Source organism: Allobosea sp. 05L423, assembly GCF_056397745.1.
Map to the genome: position 1 here is coordinate 13,604 of NZ_JBFTOA010000005.1, position 19,440 is coordinate 33,043.

Genomic DNA, 19,440 nt, shown 5'->3' on the forward strand with positions numbered 1-19,440 from the left:
GAGCTTCGATCCCGGCTGGCTGTCCGGCCCGTCACTTGCGGGCCTTCACCGGGTCCTTGACGTCCTTGATCGTCGCGAACTCGACATTGTGGAGTTCCGAGCCGACCTTCTGCGTCTTGCGGACATAGATGTTCTGGATGATGTCGCGGGTATCGGGGTCGATCTTGACCGGCCCGCGCACGCTCTCCCATGACGCCCCCTTCATCGCCGCGATCAGCTTGTCGCCGCTGGCGTCGCCCTTGGTCGCCTCCAACGCCCTAGCGATCAGCTTCATGCCGTCATAGCCGCCGACCGCCATGAAGTTCGGCCGCATGCCGGGATTGGCCTTCTGGAAGGCTTCGACGAAGGCCTTGTTCGCCGGGCTGTCATGCGCGGCGGAGTAATGATGCGTGGTGATGGCGCCGAGCGCGACGTCGCCGATGCCTTCGAGGATGTCGTCATCGACCACGTCGCCGGGGCCGATCAGCTTGACGCCGGCCTTGTCCAGCCCGCGCTCGACGAACTGCTTCATGAACTGCGCGCCGATCCCCGACGGCACGAAGACGAAGAGCGCGTCCGGCTTGGCTTCCGAGACGCGCTGCAGGAAGGGTGCGAAATCGGGGTTGCGCAGCGGCACGCGCACGCTCTCGACCGTGCCGCCCGCCGCCTTGAACTTGGCCGCGAAGGAGGTCTCGGCGTCGATGCCCGGCCCGTAATCGGTGACGACCGTGAAGACCTTCTTGATGCCGTTTGCCGCGGCCCAGTCCGCCATAGGCTCCGACGCCTGCGGCAACGTGAAGGAGGTCCGCACGATATAGGGCGAGGCCTCCGTGATGGAGGCGGTGGCCGCCGCCATCACGACCTCCGGCACCTTCGCCTGCGTCGCGATCTGCGCCGTCGCCATGGCAAGCGGCGTCAGGCCGAAGCCGGCCAGCACCGAAACCTTGTCGTTGACGACCAGCTCCTGCGCCAGGCGGCGCGTCGTATCGGCATTGCCGGCATCGTCCTTGAGGATCACTTCGAGCTTGCGCCCGCCATGAACCGCGCCTTCCTTGGCGAGGAAGAGCTTCACCGCCGCATCGATCTGCTTGCCGGTCGAGGCGAAGGGCCCCGTCATCGGCAGGATCAGCCCGATCTTCACCGCTTCCTGCGCCAGTGCCGCGCTACCAGTCGTGGCCGCCAGCGTGAGGCCGAGAATTCCACCCAGAACTGTCCTGCGATGCGTCATGCCGTCATTCCTCCCGAAATGTCTGTGGTCCCCTTTTGGCGGGGCTTTTCTTCTGCTTATTCGTCTTCGTCGTCGCGATAGACGAGGCCTGCTTTGGCGAGGCCTTCGCGCATAGCGTACATGTCCAGCCCGAGTTCGCCAGAGGCCAGGCGTCTACGCTTTTCGTCTTCATTGGCCTCGCGCTTGCGGCCGGCTGCCGCGACGGCTTCCGCCTGCAGCCGCGGCACCACCACGACCCCGTCATCATCCGCGACGATCACGTCTCCGGGATGAACCAGCGCCCCGGCGCAGACCACCGGCACATTGACCGAACCCGGCGTCGCCTTGACCGTGCCCTTGGCCGAGATCGCCCGCGACCAGACCGGAAAGCCCATCTGCGTCAGCACGCGCACGTCGCGCACGCCGGCATCGATGACGAGGCCCGCGCCGCCGCGCGCCTTGAGCGAGGTCGCGAGCAAATCGCCGAACATACCGTCGGTGTTGTCGGTGGTGCAGGCTACGACGAGCACATCGCCCGGCTGCACCTGCTCGATCGCGACATGGATCATCCAGTTGTCGCCGGGCTGGGCGAGCACGGTGACGGCGCCGCCCGCGATCTGCGCGCCGGCGTAGATCGGCCGCATATAAGGCTTCATCAGCCCGGCCCGCCCCATCGCCTCATGTGTGGTGGAGACGCCGAGTTCCCCGAGATCGGCCATCGCCGCGGCCGGGGCACGCTTCTTGGTGCGGATGACGACGGGGGTCATGCCAGCGCCTCCAGCGCTTCCGGGAAGAGCCGCTGATAGGCCTCGCCATAGGTCATCGCCTTGCCGGAGTTGCGGCCACCCTGCATGCCGCGGTTGAGCGCGACACGCGTGTAGTATTCCCAGAGATGCTTCTGCGCGGCCAGGATCTCGAAGGCCTTGCGCTTCTGCTCCCAGACCGCGTCGATGTTCAGGATGACGTTCGGCTTAAAATTGCACTGCTCGGGCTGGTGCGGCTCAAACAGGAAGACAGGCGGGGCGGCATAGGCGCGCTCCGGATCAGGCTTGTGCCCGGCCGCCTGCGCGATAATGCGCGCCTCCTGCGCGAAGCGCGTCGCCTCGGGATGGTCGACATTGTAGGGATCTTCGAGCGCGTGGGTCAGCACGAAGCTCGGACCCAGCTCGTGGAAGATGTCGATGGCGCGGTCCAGCATATCGGGCGTCGTCCGCAGCGGATAATCTCCGGCATCCATGAACTCGATCTCGGCGCCGAGCAGTTCGGCCGCAGCGGCGGCCTCCTCGTGGCGCTGGGCCTTGACGTCCTCCATCCTCACCCCCGCCTTCTTCCAGGCGAACTGGCTCTCGCCGCGCTCGCCATAGGACAGGCAGAGGATCTTCACCCGCATCCCGCGCTTCGCATGCAGGGCGATGGCCCCGCCCGCCCGCCAGACGAAATCGCCCGGATGCGCGGTGATCACCAGACCTGTCTTCTGCGCGTCGGCCATTGCCGTCAGCCCTCTTTCAATCATTCGGCAGCACGGCGAGCGTTGCCCGCATGCGCCGCCATGACGCTCGCCGGCACGAAGGCGCGGCCTTCCATCAGGATGCGCGCGGTGCGCAGCAATCCGGCCCGCTCGACCAGCGGCCGCTCGGCTGTTCCGCCAACCGTCAATGTCACGGTGAATTCGCCAGTGGGATGCTCGACCGAGACTGCGCGTTCGCGCCCCTCGGGCATCGCAGCAACGGCGGCCGCCGGCGAACCCGGCAGCACTGCGGCGGTCGCCACCGTCACCGCGGCGAAGACGCCGATCGAGCCGTGGCATTCCTGGGGAATGAAGCTGCGGGTGCAGATCGCCCCGCCGGCCTGCGGCGGCGCGACGAGTGCAACCTTGGGCACGACCTTCTTGGCGACATCGCCGAGATTCATCAGCGGCCCGGCCGCAAGACGAATGCGCTCGATCCGCGCCTTCAACTCCGTGTCCTTGTCCAGTTGCTCGCGCGGCTCGTAGCCCGTGCGCCCGACATCGGCCGCGCGCATCACGATCACCGGCATGCCGTTGTCGATCAGTGTGCACGGCGCGCCCTCGATCACATCGACAACGTTGCCGGTCGGGAGCAGCGCGCCGCAGACCGAGCCTTCCGCATCGAGGAAACCGATATCGATCGGTGCCGAAGTGCCCGGAACGCCGTCGATACGCGCTTCGCCCGCAGCGCTGGCCTCGCCATCGGGCGTATCCATGGTGAGGTCGGCGATGGTGCCGGTGTTGATCGTGCGGACGCGGACGCTGGTGCGCGCGCCGGTCGCCTTGACCAGCCCCAGCGCCAGCGCAAACGGCCCGACCCCGGCGAGGATGTTGCCGCAATTCGGCGTCGTATCGACGGTTCCCGTCTCGATGCCGACCTGCGCGAACAGGAAATCGATGTCGCAGCCTGGCTCGCTCGAACGCGAGACGATGGCGACCTTGCTGGTCAGCGGATGCGCGCCGCCAAGCCCGTCGACCTGCCGCTTGTCCGGCGAGCCCATCACCGCGAGCAGGAAGGCGTCGCGCGCCGCGATATCCGCCGGCAGGTCATCGCGCATGAAATAGGCCCCCTTCGAGGTGCCCCCGCGGATCAGCATGCAGGGAACGGCGATCTGGCTCATCGCCTCACGCTCCTGCTGCGAAGTTTGCGCGTGCACCGCGTTGCTGGGCGTCGGCAACGGCGTTGGCGAGGCCGGGCTCCAGACCGGCGGCAGCGAGCATCTCAGCCGCCTCGCGCATCTCCGCCGCCCGGCGGATGCCATGGGTCGCGACACGCTCGCGCATATCGGCGGCCAGCGCATAGAAATCGATCGACGGAAACGTCGCGTGCAGGCTGGCGAAGACCGGATCCTTGACGTCCCAGGCCTCGCAGGCAGCGGCGCAATCGACCATCAACGCCTCCAGCCCCTTGATGACGATGCTGCGGCAGAGCTTCATCGCCGATGCACGGCCGAACGTCTCGGAAACCGGCGTCAGGTTCATGCCCAGCCCATTCAGCGTCTCGGCCACGACCTCGGCCTTCGGACCGCCGGCGAGGATCGCGACCTTGAGGCCGGGCTTCAGCACCGGCGCCATCACCGCGGCCTCGACATAATCGGCGCCGCTGGCCTCGACTGCCTTCGCGGCCCGCTGCTTGGTCGAAGGCGCGGCCGAATTCACGTCGACGAAAACCTGACCGGGTCTCAGCCAGCTCGCTGCCTCGGCAGCCACGGCCTCGGCGCGGTCGGCCGTCACCGCCGAAAAGATGAAGGATGCCTGCGAGCAGGCTTCAGCCGCCGACACGCCGCAGCTCACGCCGATCTGCCGCGCCGCATCCTCAAGCCGCTGCCCGGCAGCCCTGCCGAAAAGCAGGTCGTAGGTGCGAATTCCGGCCGCGCCATTGGCCAGGAGGCCGCGCGAGAAGGTTTGCCCGACCTCACCGAATCCGATGAATGCGATCGCCGCCGGTGCCGAACCAGCCATCGTCGCCACTCCTTGTGCGTTTCTTCCCGCAGCAAAGGTGGAGCAGGCTCATTGCTTCATCAAATGATAAGAATGCAGCGATTGATTAGTTTCATTCATCTCACCGCGGCGAGACCGAGCGCTTCAAGGCCTGGCTTAGCAGGGACAGAAGATCGCGCGCCGCCGGGCGCAGCGGCACGGTCTTGCGGGTGATGATGCCGAGCGTGCGCGTCACCGCCGGCGCGCGCAGCGGCACCGCGACCAGCTCTCCGGCATCGAGCACATCGAGTGCCAGCTGCGGCACCACCGCATAGCCGATGCAGGAACGCACCAGACTGACCGCAGTGACGACCCGCTGGACCTCGTAGCGCCAGGTCAGGCTTTCGCGCCGCGCGCCCAGCGCATCGTCGATCAGGATGCGGTTCCCGGTTTCGGCGCTGATGCGCACGAGCGGCTCGCCCTGCAACTGGGCCCAAGTCAGCGACGACGCCTGGGCGAGCGGCATGCTGCGATGGCTGACCAGCACGAAGGGCTCCTTCACCACTGGCTTCAGCTCCAGGTCCCAGCGATTCGCCGCAACAATGGTGACGCCAAACTCCGCCTCGCCGGACTGCACCTTGTCTGCGATCTCCGAAGCCGAGTTGTCGTGGACCCTCACCCCGACGCCGGGATGGCGCTTGGCGAAGGTCGCGATCACCGAGGGCATGCAATGGACGGCGACCGTCGGCAGGCAGCCGACCGAGACCTGCTCGTCGCCCTCCCGGACATCGACCCTGACCTCGTCGAGCGCCGATCCCAGATCCTCGAAGATTCGGCGAGCGCGCGGGAGCAGTGCCGTGCCTGCCGCCGTCAGCGAGACCTGACGCGTGGTGCGCAGGAACAGCGGCGTGCCCAGCGATTCCTCGAGCTTGCGGATGCGGTGGCTGAGCGCGGTCTGCGACAGGTTGAGATGGGAGGCGGCGGCGCGGAAGCTGCCGCGCTCCGCGATGCTGATGAACGCCTGAAGCCCTAGAACATCCACGCGCATGGGATTGCCTGGTCCTCGCGATGGCAGCCGCCGACGGAAAGCGATCCGTCACCGGTATCAGCAACCGCGCGGCTGACAAACCTCCCGCAGCCCTATTCGCCAAACTGACGAATCCAGCCGATCTGCCGGTCGATGCAGCGCTCCCGCTCGTAGCTGGCAATCACCGTCTCGCGGGCGGCCCGCCTCAGCGAACGAGCCAATGCGGGCTGTGCCAGCGCTTCCGCGATGCGTTCCGCCAAGAGCGCTTCCTCATGGAACGGCGCGAGCAGGCCATTGCTTCCGTCGCGGATGACCTCCTTCACCGGCTCCGTATCCGAGCCGATGACGAGGCAGCCACAGGCCATCGCCTCGAGCAGCGACCAGGACAGAACGAAGGGAACGGTGAGATAGACATGCGCGGCCGAGACCTGAAACAGCCGAATCAGTTTCTCATAGGACAGCCAGGGGATGTGGACGATGCGTTCGCCGAGCCCGGTCTCGGCGCACATCGCCTCACGCCAGCTGTTGTCATCGGAACGCGGGCGTCCATAGCCGGCGCCGTCGCCGCCGATCACGACGAAGATGAGGTCCGGATGGCGGGCGGCCAGGATGGCCGCGGCGCGCATGAACTGGGGATAGCCGCGATAGGGGTCGAGGTCGCGGGCGACGAAGGTGACCACCGGCGAGCCAGGCACCAGCACGCGGCCATCGGGCAGCACGAAGGACGCTTCCGCGTCGGACCTGCAGAAGGTGGTGTCGATGCCGTCATGACAGACGGCGATTCGCTTGCGGTAGGCCGCCGGATATTGCTGGCGCTGCCACTGCGTCGGCGCATAGGCGGCATCCAGCGTGTCGAGAGCGAGAAGCTGTGCGGCGTTGCGCATGCGCACGCGATAGCGGTCGGCAGCGGGAACCGGATCGCTCATGCCGAAATCCAGGTCGGACCCCGTGCTGCGATAATAGTACTCGCAATAGCCGATCAGCGCGGCATCGGGCAGCGTGTCGCGCGCGAACAGCAGCCCGCCCCACCCGATGTGTCCGAGGACGACATCGGGTGGGTCAGTGCTCTTCAGCCGCTCCATCAGCCGGGCAACCGCCTCGCCCGTCCGCAGGTGATATTCGGTGGCGGCGAGCGCGGGATGCCGCGTCGACGTCTCCTCCACCGAATAGACCAGCTGACTGACGCCGGGTTGCTCCTGCCCAGGACGCTCCGTGATCAGCGAGACCTCGACGCCCTGGGCGACGAGGCTCGCGATCAGAGCAGCGAACTGACCAGATCCTGCGCGATGAACGAATAGGACATGCATGATGCGAGGAGCACGCCGCCGTAGCGGAGCGCGTCATTCCACCATTGTTCGAGATGGCGCAGGGTTTCGTGGGTGGTGCGCAGGTCGGTGTCGCGGTTGCTTTCGAGCCGCTGGCCGAACTGGCTGGCTTCGTCGAGAAGCCGCAGACGCTCGCACAGCATCTGCCCCTTCAACGAGAGCGAGATTCGCGCCTGCCGACGATCACGAGGCGACGCACCGCGGTCGAGATAGCCACTCTCCACCAGTTGCTTGAGATTGTAGGACGCGTTGGACCCTCCGTAATGCCCACGGTCCAGGAGATCGCGGACCGCGATCTCGCCGTGCCCGATCGTCATCAGGACCATCACCTGCGATGGCGAGATGTCGTCGATGCCCAGCTTGTTCAGCTCCAGGCGCAGGTAATCCAGAAAGCGCCGGCTGACACGTTCGATAACGCGAGCCAGATCGAACGGAGAAATTCCGCGATCCCGCTCTTCTTCGAGGTCATCGGACCCATCCGCCCGATGATGGCCATTCAAGGAACTGCCTAGGAATTGCCCGCCGCTATGCAATTTAAAGTGCATCCCTTACTCCGCCTGATCGAAAAATGAACAATCCACCCCTTTTGTCCCCTTTCTCTACTAAGAGCCTATAGGCAAAGCACATGCCATATTCCTTGGCTAATAATTAAGATTGCATCAATCCAGAGATGGTCGGAAACTAATTCGAAATTCAAAGTTTTGCATAGTTTTGCCTCATTTTCTTTCTTTCGAATCGATGGACTACCTTTCTAATCTGTCATAATCTTGACACCCGCTCCGTATCACGTTTGCCTTGCTGAAAGCGGGCGCGTGTTTGACGGTCTCGCCGCCACACCCCGCACCCCAACCACAATCCTGGAGTCGTGCATGAAGGCCGCGATGCTGGCACCTGACGTCCTGATCCGAAATCTCCAGCGATCCTTCGTTGGCGGCCTCGGCTATGCGGCGTTCCTCAGCCTCTGCGTGAACCTGCTGCTGCTGACCGTTCCGCTGTTCATGATGCAGGTGCAGGACCGCGTCATCGTCAGCCACAGCTACGACACGCTCACGATGCTCCTGATCATCGCCATCGGAGCTCTGACGCTGTACGGCACGGTCGAGTTCATCCGCTCCCTGACATTCCAGACCATGGCCAGCATTTTTGCGCGCCGGCTCAATCTGCCGGCGCTGCAGGCTGCCGTGAGCTCGTCTCTGGAGCAGGGTTCGGGACAGGCGACGCAGGCGATTCGCGACCTGAACGATATCCGCTTCTTCATCGCGAGCTCGGCGATCGCCACCCCGCTGGAAGCGGCCTGGTCGCCGATCTTCCTCGCAGTCCTTTTCGCATTGCATCCGATCTACGGGCTGGTCGGCCTGGCCTCGCTGATCATCCTGCTGCTGCTCGGCGTGCTCTCCGACATGCTCACCCGCCGGATTCTCAAGGAGGCGAACGAGGCGGGGGTCGCCAGCATCAACGAAGTCGGCGCGAGCCTGCGTCATGCCGAGACGATCGAGGCCATGGGCATGCTGCCCGCGCTTTCCAGGCGCTGGCGCGGCCAGCAGCTGGCGATGATCGAGCAGCTCGACATGGGCACCCGGCGCGCCAAGTTCATCGCTGCCGTGACGCGCTCCTCGCGCATGACCATGCAGCTTGCCGTCTATGCAACCGGCGCAACCCTCATCATCCGCAACGAGGTCACCGCCGGAACGCTGATGGCCGCGAGCATCCTGAGCGGCCGGCTGCTGGCGCCGTTTGATTCGATGATCACCGACTGGCGGCAATGGGTTTTGGCGGCCGCGGCCTGGAAGCGCGTGCGCGACCTTGTTCTGGCGCGCAGTTCGCAGCGGCAGACGGTGCCGACCCCGCCCTGCCAGGGCGACCTCGTGGTCGATCGAGTCGTCTTCGCGCCGCCGGGCTCGGAGCAGACCGTGATCAAGAGCGTCTCCTTCACGCTTGAGCCGGGCGAGGTGCTCGGCGTGGTCGGCCCTTCCGGGGCCGGCAAGTCGACGCTCGCGCGGCTGCTGGTCGGCGTGCTCAAGCCCAATGTCGGCGGCGTCTATCTGGACGGGCACAGCACCTTTCTGTGGGAGCGCGGCTCCTTCGGCGCGATGGTCGGCTACCTCCCGCAATCGGTCTCGCTGCTGAACGGCACGATCGCCGAAAACATCGCCCGCATGCGCGAGCCCGACCCCCACGCCATTCTGGAAGCCGCGCGAATCGCCGGGGTTCACGAGCTGATCGGCCGCCTGCCGCTCGGCTACGACACCAACGTCGCCGATACCGGCTTCACTCTCTCGGGCGGCCAGCGCCAGCGCATCGGCCTGGCGCGCGCGCTCTACGGCTCGCCGCGGCTGATCGTGCTCGACGAGCCCAACGCCAATCTCGACGCCGAAGGCGAGCAGAGCCTGATCCGCGCCATCGCCGCGGCGCGCGAAGGCGGCGCCATCGTCGTGCTGATCGCGCATCGTCCATCGGTGATGCAGGTCGTCGACAAGCTCCTCGTGCTGCGCGAGGGCCGCGTGCAGCAATTCGGCCCACGCGCGGCCATCGCCGGCATGATCACGCCAGGTGGCCGGATCGACATGGAGCCTCCCGCAAACGCACCTGCCCCGATCCGTGAGGTGAAGGCATGACCGGACGCTCCCTGATCAAACGCCCTGAACAGCCCCTGGTCGCGCAGATCGATGCGGAGCCGCAAGATGAGCGCGTCCCGAGCCTGCGCAGCCTGGTTCTCGCCGGCGCGGCCGCAATCGGCGTCGGCTTCGGCGGATTCGGCGCATGGGCGGTCACCGCGCGGCTCGACAACGCGGCCGTCGCGAATGGCGTCGTCGCGGTCGACAGCAAGCGCAAGACCGTCAGCCACCTCGAGGGCGGCATCCTGAAGACGCTGCTGAAGGCGGAAGGTGAGCGCGTCGCCAAGGACGAACCGCTGCTGCGGCTCGAAGACGCCCGCGCCCGCGCCGAATTGCAGCAATTGCAGGCCAAGCGCATCGGACTGGAAGCAAAGCTCGCCCGCCTGCGCGCCGAACAGACGAATGCGACCGATATCGCCTTCCCCGCCGATATCGCGCGCATGGAAACGCCGATCGCACGCGAAGTGCTGCGGGCCGAGCAGACGTTCTTCAAGTCACGCGGCCAGGTCCAGGACGGCAAGACCCATATCCAGCAGCGCGTCATCGAACAGCATCAGGCCGAAGCCGACGCGCTGAAGGCCCAGATCGACGCCACCCTTCAGCAGCGCTCGCTCATCGACGAAGAGGTCCGGATCATGGCCGACCTCTACGAAAAGCGCTACGCCAAGCGCGGCCAGCTCGTCGAACTGCAGACCAAGCAGAGCGAACTCGTCGGCCGGGCGGGCGAGTTCGCCGCCCGCAAGGCCAAGGCCGAGCAGGCGGTGGCCGGCGCCAATCTGGAAATCCTCTCGATCAGCCTGGAACGGCAGAACGACATCGCGCGGGAGATCCAGGAATCCCAACTCATGCTCTCCGAGGTCACCGAACGCATCGTGCAGGCCGAGGATGTGCTGCGCCGGCTGGTCGTGACCTCCCCGCAAGAGGGCATCGTCGCCAACATCCGGATGCGCACCGCTGGCAGCGTGATCGCCGCCGGCGAGGCGATCCTCGACATCGTGCCGGAGCGCGAACCGCTGATCGTGGAAGCGAAGGTCGATCCGCGCGACATTGATGCGGTCCGCGTCGGCGCCAACACCCGCGTGCGCCTGACCGCCTTCAACTCCCGTCTGCTGCCGCCGATACAGGCGAAGGTGACCTATGTCGCGCCGGATCAGCTCATCGATGAGAAGACCGGCGCGGCCTACTTCGTCGTGCGCGCCGAAATCGATCAGGAAAGCCTGCGCGACTACAAGGTTTCGCTGCACGCCGGCATGAACGCGGAGGTCATGATCGTCAATGGCGCGCGCCGGGCGATCGACTATCTGGTTTCTCCGTTCACCGACAGCTTCAACCGCGCCTTCCGCGAAGACTGACCCGCCCGCCGCGGCTGCCGCCGGCAAGCCACGGCTCGGCATGTATTTCGATTTTGGAAGTATATTTACGGCATACTCAAAAGAATTATCTCCGTAAATTAGAATCTAAACTGCGCTTCATCGCAAAATCGTCACAACAAATGTCTTGCTGCAACGCACTCATTGAGTAATTCTTAGATTGTCGAGCGACAGCATGACTATGCGGAGCTGTCGGAACCGTTCCTGGACTTTCAGTTCCGCGGCGCCACCGCCGAACGACCGGGATCACCAGATCGCTATGGAGGTGCCGTATGGCGACGATCGAAGGAAGTGCATTCGACGACTTTTTGATTGGGAGTCGGTTCAGCGACGTTATCTTGGCCGGTGCCGGCCACGATATCGTGCATGGCGGCGATCAGGTCGACTCGATCTTCGGCGAGGAAGGCAATGATCTGCTCTATGGCGACGGCGGCAACGACGCCCTGTTCGGCGGCGAGGGCGACGACATCCTCTTCGGCGGGCTCGGCGACGACATCCTCTCCGGCGATGAGGGCAACGACGCCCTCTTCGGCGGCGAGGGCAACGACACGCTGATCGGCGGCGCCGGCGACGACATCCTGCGCGGCAATGCCGGCGACGATGTGCTGATCGGCGGCGAGGGCAACGACCTGCTGCAAGGTGGGCCGGGCGACGACATCCTTCAGGGTGGTGCCGGCAACGACATCCTGCAGGGCGGCGATGGCGCCGATATCCTCTATGGCGGCGCCGGCGACGACATCCTGCAGGGCGGCGCCGGTGACGACATGCTGTTCGGCGGCGCCGGCAACGACGTTCTGCACGGCGGCGCCGGCAGCGACGTCTTCGTCTTCGCCGGCGGCGGCGGCAACGACGTCGTCCTCGATTTCGAGGCCGGCTCGGACATGCTGCAGATCGCGCACGACATCAATGGCACCGGCGTGGCTTCGGCCGAGGACGTGGCGGCGCGCGCCACCACGGTCGGCGGCAACACCGTCATCGATCTCGGCAATGGCGACACCCTGACCCTCGTCGGCGTCCACGCCGAGGACGTGCAGGCCGATCCGCACTCCTACTTCTCGGTCGCCTGATCGCCCTGACGCGCTGTCCCGCCGGCCATGGTCGGGCGGGACAGCACGCCTCAACAACGTCCCGGAGCGCCCTTTGCGGGGCGCTCCGGGCTCCCCCGTGCCGCAGGAACGCCTCCATGCTTTCACTTGCGCCCGCCCCTGTTGCGGTGACACCCCCGGCCCAGCTCGAACTCCATCGCCTCGGCGGCTCTATCTTCCTGCTTTGCTGGACGCTCGAGGCTTCGCCCTTCGGCAAGCCGTCGATCGCCCTGACCGGAGGAGGCAGACGCCTCGCAGCCGCATCGATTTCGCTCGGATTGCGTGACGGGCGCGAGCGGCTTGCAATCGCCTTCCGTTCCTCCGGGCACGACAGCATCGTCGCGACCCTTTCTGATCAGGGTCCGCAGGGTGACGTAACCGCTTCATTCGACCCCGCACTCGTCCATGGCCTCGCCGATCCCGCCGAGATCCTGAAGGATCTTGCGCCGCAAGCCCGGCTGACTCTGGCCAATGCGCTGGTGCGCGCCTGGCCGCCGCTGTTCGGCCTCTCCTCAATTCCCAACTACCTGTCCTTTCTGCGCCAGCTCCTGCTGACCTTGTTCGCAAAGCCGGCCGCGATGCAGCCCACTGCGGCGCTGGTCGAAGGCCAATGGCTCGTCGAGACCTTCGTGCCTGCAGATTTCGGCGCGTTGCGCACGGCGTCTCGCCTCGACGGTGCCGGCCTCACCCGCCTGGATCTGAAATCGCGCGTCGGCGCCGCCGATCGCAGCGGCAAGCGCGAGCTGCACCTCGTGCTGGAGGAGCCGCCCGTTCGTGGCGGCGGATTGCTGATCCTGCAGAGCGAGCGCTCCCTGATCGTCCGCGCTCTGCCCGGCCGGCAGGCCGCGCCCTCGCTTGGCCGCTGGTGGGCCGGGAAGGCGGCGAGCCGCGACGGCCTGCGCAACTGGGTCGTCGAACAGCTTGCCGGCCTGTCCGAGCAGGGGCGGCTCCTGGCCGTCGAAATGCAGCGGCGCGTTCCGCTCGCCGTCCAGCATGTCCGCCGGAACGATGACCTGCCCGCCGCCGAGCTCGACCTCGCGGTCTGCAACCGCGCCGGCCTGCTGATCGGCGGTTGGCTGCGCGATCCCGACGACCTCCTGCAGGAGGTGCTGTTGCATCGCGGCGCCGGCGAGCCGATCGCCATGCTCTCCCGCCTCCAGCGCTTCCCCGTGCGGCTGCCGACCGGCGCGGAAGGCGAAACGCGCACTGCGACGGGCTTCGCCGCCTTCGCCTCCGACTATGCCGGCGGAGCGCCGGTGCTGCAGCCGCGCTGCGAGATCAAGCTGAAATCCGGGACGACGCTGACGCTGCGCCCGGCAGTGCAGCCGGCCGACGCGGCAACGATCCGCGCCCGGGCCCTCGCGGCGATCCCGCCGCAATATCTGACGGCCGCGATGCTGGAGGGGACGCTCGCGCCGATCCTCGCCGCCTGTCAGGACGAATTGAGCGAAAGCCGCCCGGAACCAACGGTCAGGGAATTCGGGAAAGCCCCGGCCCGCCCGAAGGCCTCCGTGGTGATCCCGCTCTATCGGGTCTACGACTTCCTGCGGATACAGGTCGCCGCCTTCGCCGGTGATCCCTGGTTCGTCGAGAATGCCGAGCTGATCTATGTGCTCGACTCGCCCGAGCACGAGGCGGAGGTCGCACATCTGCTCGGCGGGCTCCACCTCGCCTACGGCCTGCCGATGCGGCTCGTCGCGATGCGGCGCAATGGCGGCTTTTCCGCCGCCTGCAATGCAGGTGTACGCCAGGCGCACGGCGAGGCTCTCGCGCTCGTCAATTCCGACGTGATCCCCAGCAGAAACGGCTGGCTGGCGGCGCTGATCGCCAAGCTCGACCGCCGCCGCCGGGTCGGAGCGGTCGGGCCGAAGCTGCTCTACGATGATGGCTCGCTGCAGCATGCCGGGCTTTACTTCAAGCGCGACAGCAAAGGCACATGGCTCAACCACCATTACTTCAAGGGCATGCCGGGTAGCTATGCTCCGGCCAATATCGAGCGCCCCGTGCCCGGCGTTACCGGCGCCTGCATCGTCATCGCGCGCGAGCTCTTCGACGAACTCGGCGGCTTCGACGAGAGCTATGTCATCGGCGACTACGAGGACAGCGACCTCTGCCTCAAGGTCCGGCGCGCCGGCTTCGGCATCCTCTATGCGCCGGATACGGCGCTCTATCACCTCGAGCGTCAGTCGATTTCCAAAAGCTCCGACTACACGCGCGGCGCCGCCTCCCAGCACAACGCCTGGCTCCAGACCCGGCGTTGGGACGCGCAGATCGATGCGCTGATGCAGGCCTTCGAGACCTCGGCGGCGGAGCCCGCGCTGCAAGGGCCCACGCCGAGCGAGCCCGACCTTGTTCCCCGCTTCGGCTTCAGGAAAGCGACCGCGGCATGACGGCTATCACAGCCCTGAGACAGATCGCGCCTGAGCCGGCGTCCGGGACCACCCCCATAGAGCCGCAGCTCGACTGGCTGCTGGCTTCGCTGCAGACCAACCGGTTCATGCCGCACCCGCCGCCGGACTCGATCTTCGTCGGCGATGGCGACTACCGCGCGATCGGCGCCGAGTTCCTCGGCCACTTCATCCGGATCGGCGGCTTGAAGCCGCATGAGCGCGTCTTCGACATCGGCTGCGGCATCGGCCGCATGGCCATTCCGCTGACGCAATATCTGGACTCCGAACGCGGCAGCTACGACGGCGTCGATCCGGTGATGGAGGGCATCCTCTGGTGCGCCCAGACGATCACCCCGGCCTATCCGCGCTTCCGCTTCCAGCGCCTCGACATCGCCCATCCGCTCTACAATCCGCGGGGTTCGCTGCCCGGCATCGAGGTGCGCTTCGGCTTCGCCAATGGCAGCTTCGATTTCGTGACGATGATCTCCGTCGCCACCCATCTTCCGCCCGACGAGCTCGTCGTCTATCTGCAGGAGGCTTCGCGGCTTCTCGCGCCGGGCGGCCGTCTCTTCCTGACCGCCTTTGCGATCGACGGCACCGCCACCGGCCAGGAACGCCTGTCGTTCAAGCGCTGGCAGGATGGTCCAGGCTGGTACGCCATCGACGAGGCGCCGCTCGCCGCCGCCGGCATTGATCCGAATTTTCTCATCGAGCAGGCGGCGCAGGCTGGTCTCGAAGTCGCTCCGCTGCGTCCGGGTCATTGGCGCGGCATCAGCGCGGCGCACTATCAGGACGTCCTGATCGCGACGAAGCCGCGGGGTCGGACATGACCCGCCGCATCCTCGTCGTCGCGCACAACCATCCCTCGCTGCATCCGGGCGGCACCGAGATCTTCGCGCATGATCTCGCCGGCGCCTATCGCGAGCAAGGTTGCGAGGCGCTGTTCCTCGGCGCGACCAACGCGATCCATCGCCAGCCGCATCCCGGGACGGCGCTGCAATCGGTCGGCGACGACGTGGTGCTCTGGAGCGGCCATTTCGACCGGTTCCACATGAGCCAGATCGATCACTACGGCACGCTGCAGGACCTTGCGACGCTGCTCGGCGAGTTCCGGCCGGATGTGATCCATGTCCATCATCTCGTGCTGATCGGCGCCGAGTTCCTGACGCTGGCGCGCCGGCTCCTGCCGGAAGCGACGATCGTGATGACCCTGCATGACTACTACCCGATCTGCCATCATGACGGGCTGATGGTGCGGCCGGCCGACCGCCAGCGCTGCTCCGGCGCCTCCCCCGCCGCTTGCCATGGCTGCTTCCCCGAAATCGGCTCCGACCGCTTCCTGCTGCGCGAGCGCTTCATCAAGACGCATCTGGCCGCCGTCGACCGCTTCGTCGCGCCGAGCCGCTTCCTGCGCCAGCGCTATGTCGAGTGGGGCCTGCCGGCGGAGAAGATCGAGGTCATCGCCAATGCTCGCCCCAGCCAGGAGCCGGCCCCGCACCGGCCCGGCGACGGGCGCCGAGCGAGCTTCGGCTACTTCGGCAATCTCAATCCCTGGAAAGGCGTCCTCCCATTGCTTCAGGCCGCGCAGCTGCTGCGCGCTGCCGGGGAGCGGGAATTCTCGCTGCGCATTCATGGCGGCGCGCCGTTCCAGAGCGAGGCTTTCACGACCGCCCTCGATGCGGCCCTCGCCGGTACCGAAGGTGTCGTCACCCATTGCGGCCCTTATCGCCGCGAGGAGGTGCCGGCCCTGATGGCCGAGGTCGATTGGGTCGTGATGCCTTCGATCTGGTGGGAGAATGCGCCCCTCGTCATCCAGGAAGCGTTCCAGCATCGCCGGCCGCTGATCGTCAGCAATATCGGCGGCATGGCCGAGATGGTGCGCGACGATGTCGACGGGCTCCATGTCCGGCCGGGCGACCCGGCCGCGCTGGCCCGCGCGATGCGCCGGGCAATGGATGAATACGGCCTCTGGCAGCGCCTCGTCGACGGCATTGCCAGCCAGCCATCGCTCGCCGAATGCGCCGGCCGCCACCTCGCCCTCTTCGATCGCCTCAAGCTTGCGGAGGCCGCATGACGACAGCCCAGCAACAGGACAGGGAAATCCGCCTGCCGAACATCAGCCCGGCGAAATTGAACGGACGGATCGACGCCCTCGACGGCAGCCGCCTGCATGGCTGGATCTGGGACGAAGCCCGTCCCGACGAAGCCATCACGGTCAAGCTCTATTGCGACGGCCAGCTCGCCGGCGAGACCAAGGCCGATCAGAGCCGGATCGACCTGCGCCGCAACGGCATCGGTGACGGCAGGCACGCCTTCTCGATGGAACTCGACGAGACGCTGGTCGCGGCCCGCAGCCGCCTCACCGTCGTCGGTGTTTCGCCGGCGACCGGCGCCGAACTGGAGCTGCGCCTCCCGGCGGCGGACGAGCTCGCGGCGGAAGCCGCGATCGCCGTACCGCTCGCGCGCTTCTTCGACAAGGTCGAGATGCTGATTGCGCTCAACCGGCGCAGCCAGCTTGCCCAGAAGGAGCTGAACGAAAAGCTCGACCGCATCGCGGCGCGGCTCGAAGAGAATCATGCCCTGGCGGAGGCCACCAAGGCCGAGACGGAGAGCCAGAGCGAGATCGTCCGCCGTCTCGGCGAGCTCGATGTCTTCCAGCTGCGCTTCGACGGCACGCTGCGCGGCTTCGACGAGCGGCTCGATGCGATCCGCAAGGAAGCGCGCGCCCCGCTGCGGCAGGTCACCGTCATTCTCGGCTTCCTGTCGGCGCTGGCCGCGATGATGTCCTTCGTCACGCTGGCCGTGACGCTCTGGGGAGGCTGAGGCGATGAGTGAGGTCATCGTTCCCGAGAGGACTGCGGTCGCCCCGGCTCCGACGGTCGCCTGGACGCCGCTCGGCGAGAACGCCATCCTCGTCCGCAGCACCTGCGACGCCATCCCGGCCAAGGTCCCGGTCGCGGTCGACGGCAATCCGCGCAACCGCGCCCAGACCATGGTGCTGAGCTGGCGTCGGCCCGGAGCCGAGGCTTCGGCAGCGACCGGCTTCCTCTGCCTGGCACCGGCCCCGAGCGTCGACAGCAGCGGCACCGGCGCGCTCCTGATCGGCCGCCCCGGTCGTCCGCTTCGGCTGATCCTGGCACCGAAGCCGCAGCCGCTTCAGGTTTTCCTGTCCGAACTCGCCGACGACGCCGGACAAGCCTTTCCGAGCGTCGTCGACGGCCTGCTCGAAGTGCTGCTGACCGGCGCGCCCAATCCGCGCCGCCTGCGCGCGGTCGCGATGCTCCTGCAAACCGTCGCGCGGCCCGGCGGCTTCGTCGAGGTGATGGGATCGCTCGATGGCGACGGCATCTTCCTGCAGGGTTGGACCTCCCATTTTGCAGCCGGGCGGATCAAGCTTCTGATCGCCCATGGCGGCCTCTCCCCAGCCAATCTCGAAGCCGGAACCTTGGAGCGGGATGATCTCGGCGAAGGCGCCCGCGGCTTCTTCGGCCTGCTCGAGGATTGCCAGGCCCAGCAGCCGGGAGAGATCGAGCGGCTCTATTTCCGCGGGAACGACGGCTGGCGCGCGCTCGAGGTCTATGAGCGCTATGTCCTGCTCGAACCGATCACCGTTCCCGGCCATCTCCGCGACGGGCTCCAGCGCGGCACGGCCCCCCAGGCCACGGCCGACAAGCTGCGGCGCGCCTCCCAGCGCTTCGACGGCCGCGACACTGTCTGCCTCCTGGAAGAGCCGGTCCGCGCCGGCATCGACGCCGTCACCATTGTCGAGAACACCGGTGTTCTGATCATCGGCTGGCTCTTTGATCCGGAGCGCCGGGTCGACGCGGTCACGCTGCGCAGCGGCAGCCAGTCCTGCGCCGTCGACCGGCTCTGGACCCGCGTGCAGCGGCCGGACGTCACGGCGGCCTTCATGGAGGACCCGCGCTTCGGCCCGGCCCTCGCCTCGCGGCGCAACAGCCACGGCTTCATCGTCTTCGCGCCCAAGCTCGTGCCGGAACCCGGCCAGCCGCTCCACCTCGCCTTCGAGGTCCAGGGCACCGGCCCTGCCTTCCTGCCGCTCGAACCCAATCGCGGCCAGGCGCGCCGGGCGCTCGAGCGCATCCTCGGTCTGCTCGACCCGCGTTCCGCGACGGCGAATGCCGTCGTCGAGCGCCAGATCGCTCCGGCCCTGCAGGCTGCGGAGATCGCGCCGCCGCGTGCCGTCGAGACCCTCGATGTCGGCGCGTTCGACCCGGAGGCTCAACTCGGCCTCGTCATCGGCCTCGACCATCGCCAGCGCGAATTGTCAGCGCTCTTCGCGCTGATGGCGATGGACCCGGAGGTCAGGCCGCTGCCGATCGTGCTCGCTGCGCCCTCGGAGAGCTTCGACCGCGTCGGTGCCGAAGCCCGCCGGCTGGCCCGCTTCTACGGGCTCTCGGTGCGTCTCATCGCCGTCGAAGGTGTCGAGGACGCCTGCGACGCGCTGGAGGCCGGTGTCCGCGCCTGCCGCTTCCAGACGGTGGCCCTGCTATCGGGCGCCGCCCAGATCCGGATGCCGGGCTGGCTCGGCCGGCTCGAACGGGCCTATCGCGCGCGCGGCGGCCAATGCGTTGCCAGCCCCACCCTGCTCTTCGAGGACGATTCAATCCGCTGGGCCGGCGCCTGGCTGGAGGGCGAGGGAGCCAGCCGGCGCATTGCCAATCGTTTCGTCGGCTATCCGCTGGAGGCGGTCGGCAATCTCGGTCCGATGGAGGTCGCGGCCGGCGCGAGCGAATGCTGCGTGCTCTCGCGTGCCGCCTTCGTCCAGGTCGGCGGCTTCGCGCGCAACTACTTCACCACGGCGGAGAAGGGTCTCGATCTCTGCCTCAAGCTCAGGATGGCGGGCTCCCCCTCTCTCTGGGTGCCGGATGTCGAGGTCTACGCGGTCGATGACGCCGAGATCGCCTCGCCCCATCTCGGCGCGCTCGCCCAGCTCGCGGACCGGACCAGCTTCGACCGGCGTTGGGCACTCGCCATCTCCAATATGAAAGGCTGAG

The 19,440-nt window shown here is 67.0% G+C and carries 16 protein-coding genes; 8 read left to right on the plus strand and 8 right to left on the minus strand.

Annotated elements, in window-relative coordinates; genetic code table 11:
* Positions 1-31 precede the first annotated feature (31 nt).
* The 8 genes from AC1DNE_RS14345 to AC1DNE_RS14380 all read right to left on the minus strand — a co-directional run bounded on the left by AC1DNE_RS14345 (position 32) and on the right by AC1DNE_RS14380 (position 7,510).
* A complete protein-coding gene (locus tag AC1DNE_RS14345; protein ID WP_476841109.1) occupies positions 32-1,207 on the minus strand; it encodes an ABC transporter substrate-binding protein in 1,176 nt (391 codons plus the stop codon).
* A gap of 56 nt (positions 1,208-1,263) precedes the next feature.
* Positions 1,264-1,953, minus strand: coding sequence for a 4-carboxy-4-hydroxy-2-oxoadipate aldolase/oxaloacetate decarboxylase (locus tag AC1DNE_RS14350; protein ID WP_441469176.1), 690 nt, complete (start codon positions 1,951-1,953; stop codon positions 1,264-1,266).
* On the minus strand, positions 1,950-2,675 hold the full coding sequence (locus AC1DNE_RS14355; RefSeq protein WP_441469177.1) for a PIG-L deacetylase family protein: 726 nt from the start codon (positions 2,673-2,675) through the stop codon (positions 1,950-1,952). Before AC1DNE_RS14355 ends, AC1DNE_RS14350 begins: the two co-directional genes overlap by 4 nt.
* A 20-nt stretch (positions 2,676-2,695) precedes the next feature.
* The gene (locus tag AC1DNE_RS14360) at positions 2,696-3,814 is read right to left on the minus strand and encodes a 4-oxalomesaconate tautomerase (protein ID WP_441469178.1); all 1,119 of its coding nucleotides are present in this window, start codon (positions 3,812-3,814) and stop codon (positions 2,696-2,698) included.
* 4 nt (positions 3,815-3,818) lie between these two features.
* Positions 3,819-4,655, minus strand: a complete 837-nt coding sequence (locus AC1DNE_RS14365; RefSeq protein ID WP_441469179.1) for an NAD(P)-dependent oxidoreductase — start codon at positions 4,653-4,655, stop codon at positions 3,819-3,821.
* Between the two features lie 100 nt (positions 4,656-4,755).
* Positions 4,756-5,661 carry a LysR family transcriptional regulator gene (locus AC1DNE_RS14370; RefSeq protein WP_441469180.1) on the minus strand — a complete coding sequence of 302 codons (906 nt, stop codon included), beginning with the start codon at positions 5,659-5,661 and terminating at the stop codon, positions 4,756-4,758.
* A gap of 92 nt (positions 5,662-5,753) precedes the next feature.
* Positions 5,754-6,947: a glycosyltransferase gene (locus AC1DNE_RS14375; RefSeq protein WP_441469181.1), complete on the minus strand. Its 1,194-nt coding sequence runs from the start codon at positions 6,945-6,947 to the stop codon at positions 5,754-5,756.
* Positions 6,896-7,510: a MarR family transcriptional regulator gene (locus AC1DNE_RS14380; protein ID WP_441469182.1), complete on the minus strand. Its 615-nt coding sequence runs from the start codon at positions 7,508-7,510 to the stop codon at positions 6,896-6,898. The genes AC1DNE_RS14375 and AC1DNE_RS14380 overlap by 52 nt, the downstream gene beginning before the upstream one ends.
* A gap of 324 nt (positions 7,511-7,834) precedes the next feature.
* On the opposite strand from AC1DNE_RS14380, the gene AC1DNE_RS14385 reads away from it, so the two are divergent.
* The 8 genes from AC1DNE_RS14385 (at position 7,835) to AC1DNE_RS14420 (ending at position 19,439) form a co-directional block, all read left to right on the plus strand.
* On the plus strand, positions 7,835-9,580 hold the full coding sequence (locus AC1DNE_RS14385) for a type I secretion system permease/ATPase (protein WP_441469183.1): 1,746 nt from the start codon (positions 7,835-7,837) through the stop codon (positions 9,578-9,580).
* Entirely contained in the window at positions 9,577-10,932 is a 1,356-nt protein-coding gene (locus AC1DNE_RS14390) for an HlyD family type I secretion periplasmic adaptor subunit (RefSeq protein WP_476841110.1), read from the plus strand. The genes AC1DNE_RS14385 and AC1DNE_RS14390 overlap by 4 nt, the downstream gene beginning before the upstream one ends.
* Positions 10,933-11,222: 290 nt before the next feature.
* Positions 11,223-12,017 (plus strand): calcium-binding protein, encoded by a 795-nt coding sequence (locus AC1DNE_RS14395; RefSeq protein ID WP_441469185.1) that lies wholly within the window; start codon positions 11,223-11,225, stop codon positions 12,015-12,017.
* 116 nt (positions 12,018-12,133) lie between these two features.
* Complete coding sequence (locus AC1DNE_RS14400; RefSeq protein ID WP_476765382.1) at positions 12,134-14,425, plus strand: glycosyltransferase; 2,292 nt, start codon at positions 12,134-12,136, stop codon at positions 14,423-14,425.
* Positions 14,422-15,255, plus strand: a complete 834-nt coding sequence (locus AC1DNE_RS14405; RefSeq protein ID WP_476765383.1) for a class I SAM-dependent methyltransferase — start codon at positions 14,422-14,424, stop codon at positions 15,253-15,255. The genes AC1DNE_RS14400 and AC1DNE_RS14405 overlap by 4 nt, the downstream gene beginning before the upstream one ends.
* Entirely contained in the window at positions 15,252-16,499 is a 1,248-nt protein-coding gene (locus AC1DNE_RS14410; protein ID WP_476765384.1) for a glycosyltransferase family 4 protein, read from the plus strand. The genes AC1DNE_RS14405 and AC1DNE_RS14410 overlap by 4 nt, the downstream gene beginning before the upstream one ends.
* Positions 16,496-17,248 (plus strand): hypothetical protein, encoded by a 753-nt coding sequence (locus AC1DNE_RS14415; protein WP_441469189.1) that lies wholly within the window; start codon positions 16,496-16,498, stop codon positions 17,246-17,248. The genes AC1DNE_RS14410 and AC1DNE_RS14415 overlap by 4 nt, the downstream gene beginning before the upstream one ends.
* A gap of 4 nt (positions 17,249-17,252) precedes the next feature.
* Positions 17,253-19,439 carry a glycosyltransferase family 2 protein gene (locus AC1DNE_RS14420; protein WP_441469190.1) on the plus strand — a complete coding sequence of 729 codons (2,187 nt, stop codon included), beginning with the start codon at positions 17,253-17,255 and terminating at the stop codon, positions 19,437-19,439.
* Position 19,440 lies beyond the last annotated feature (1 nt).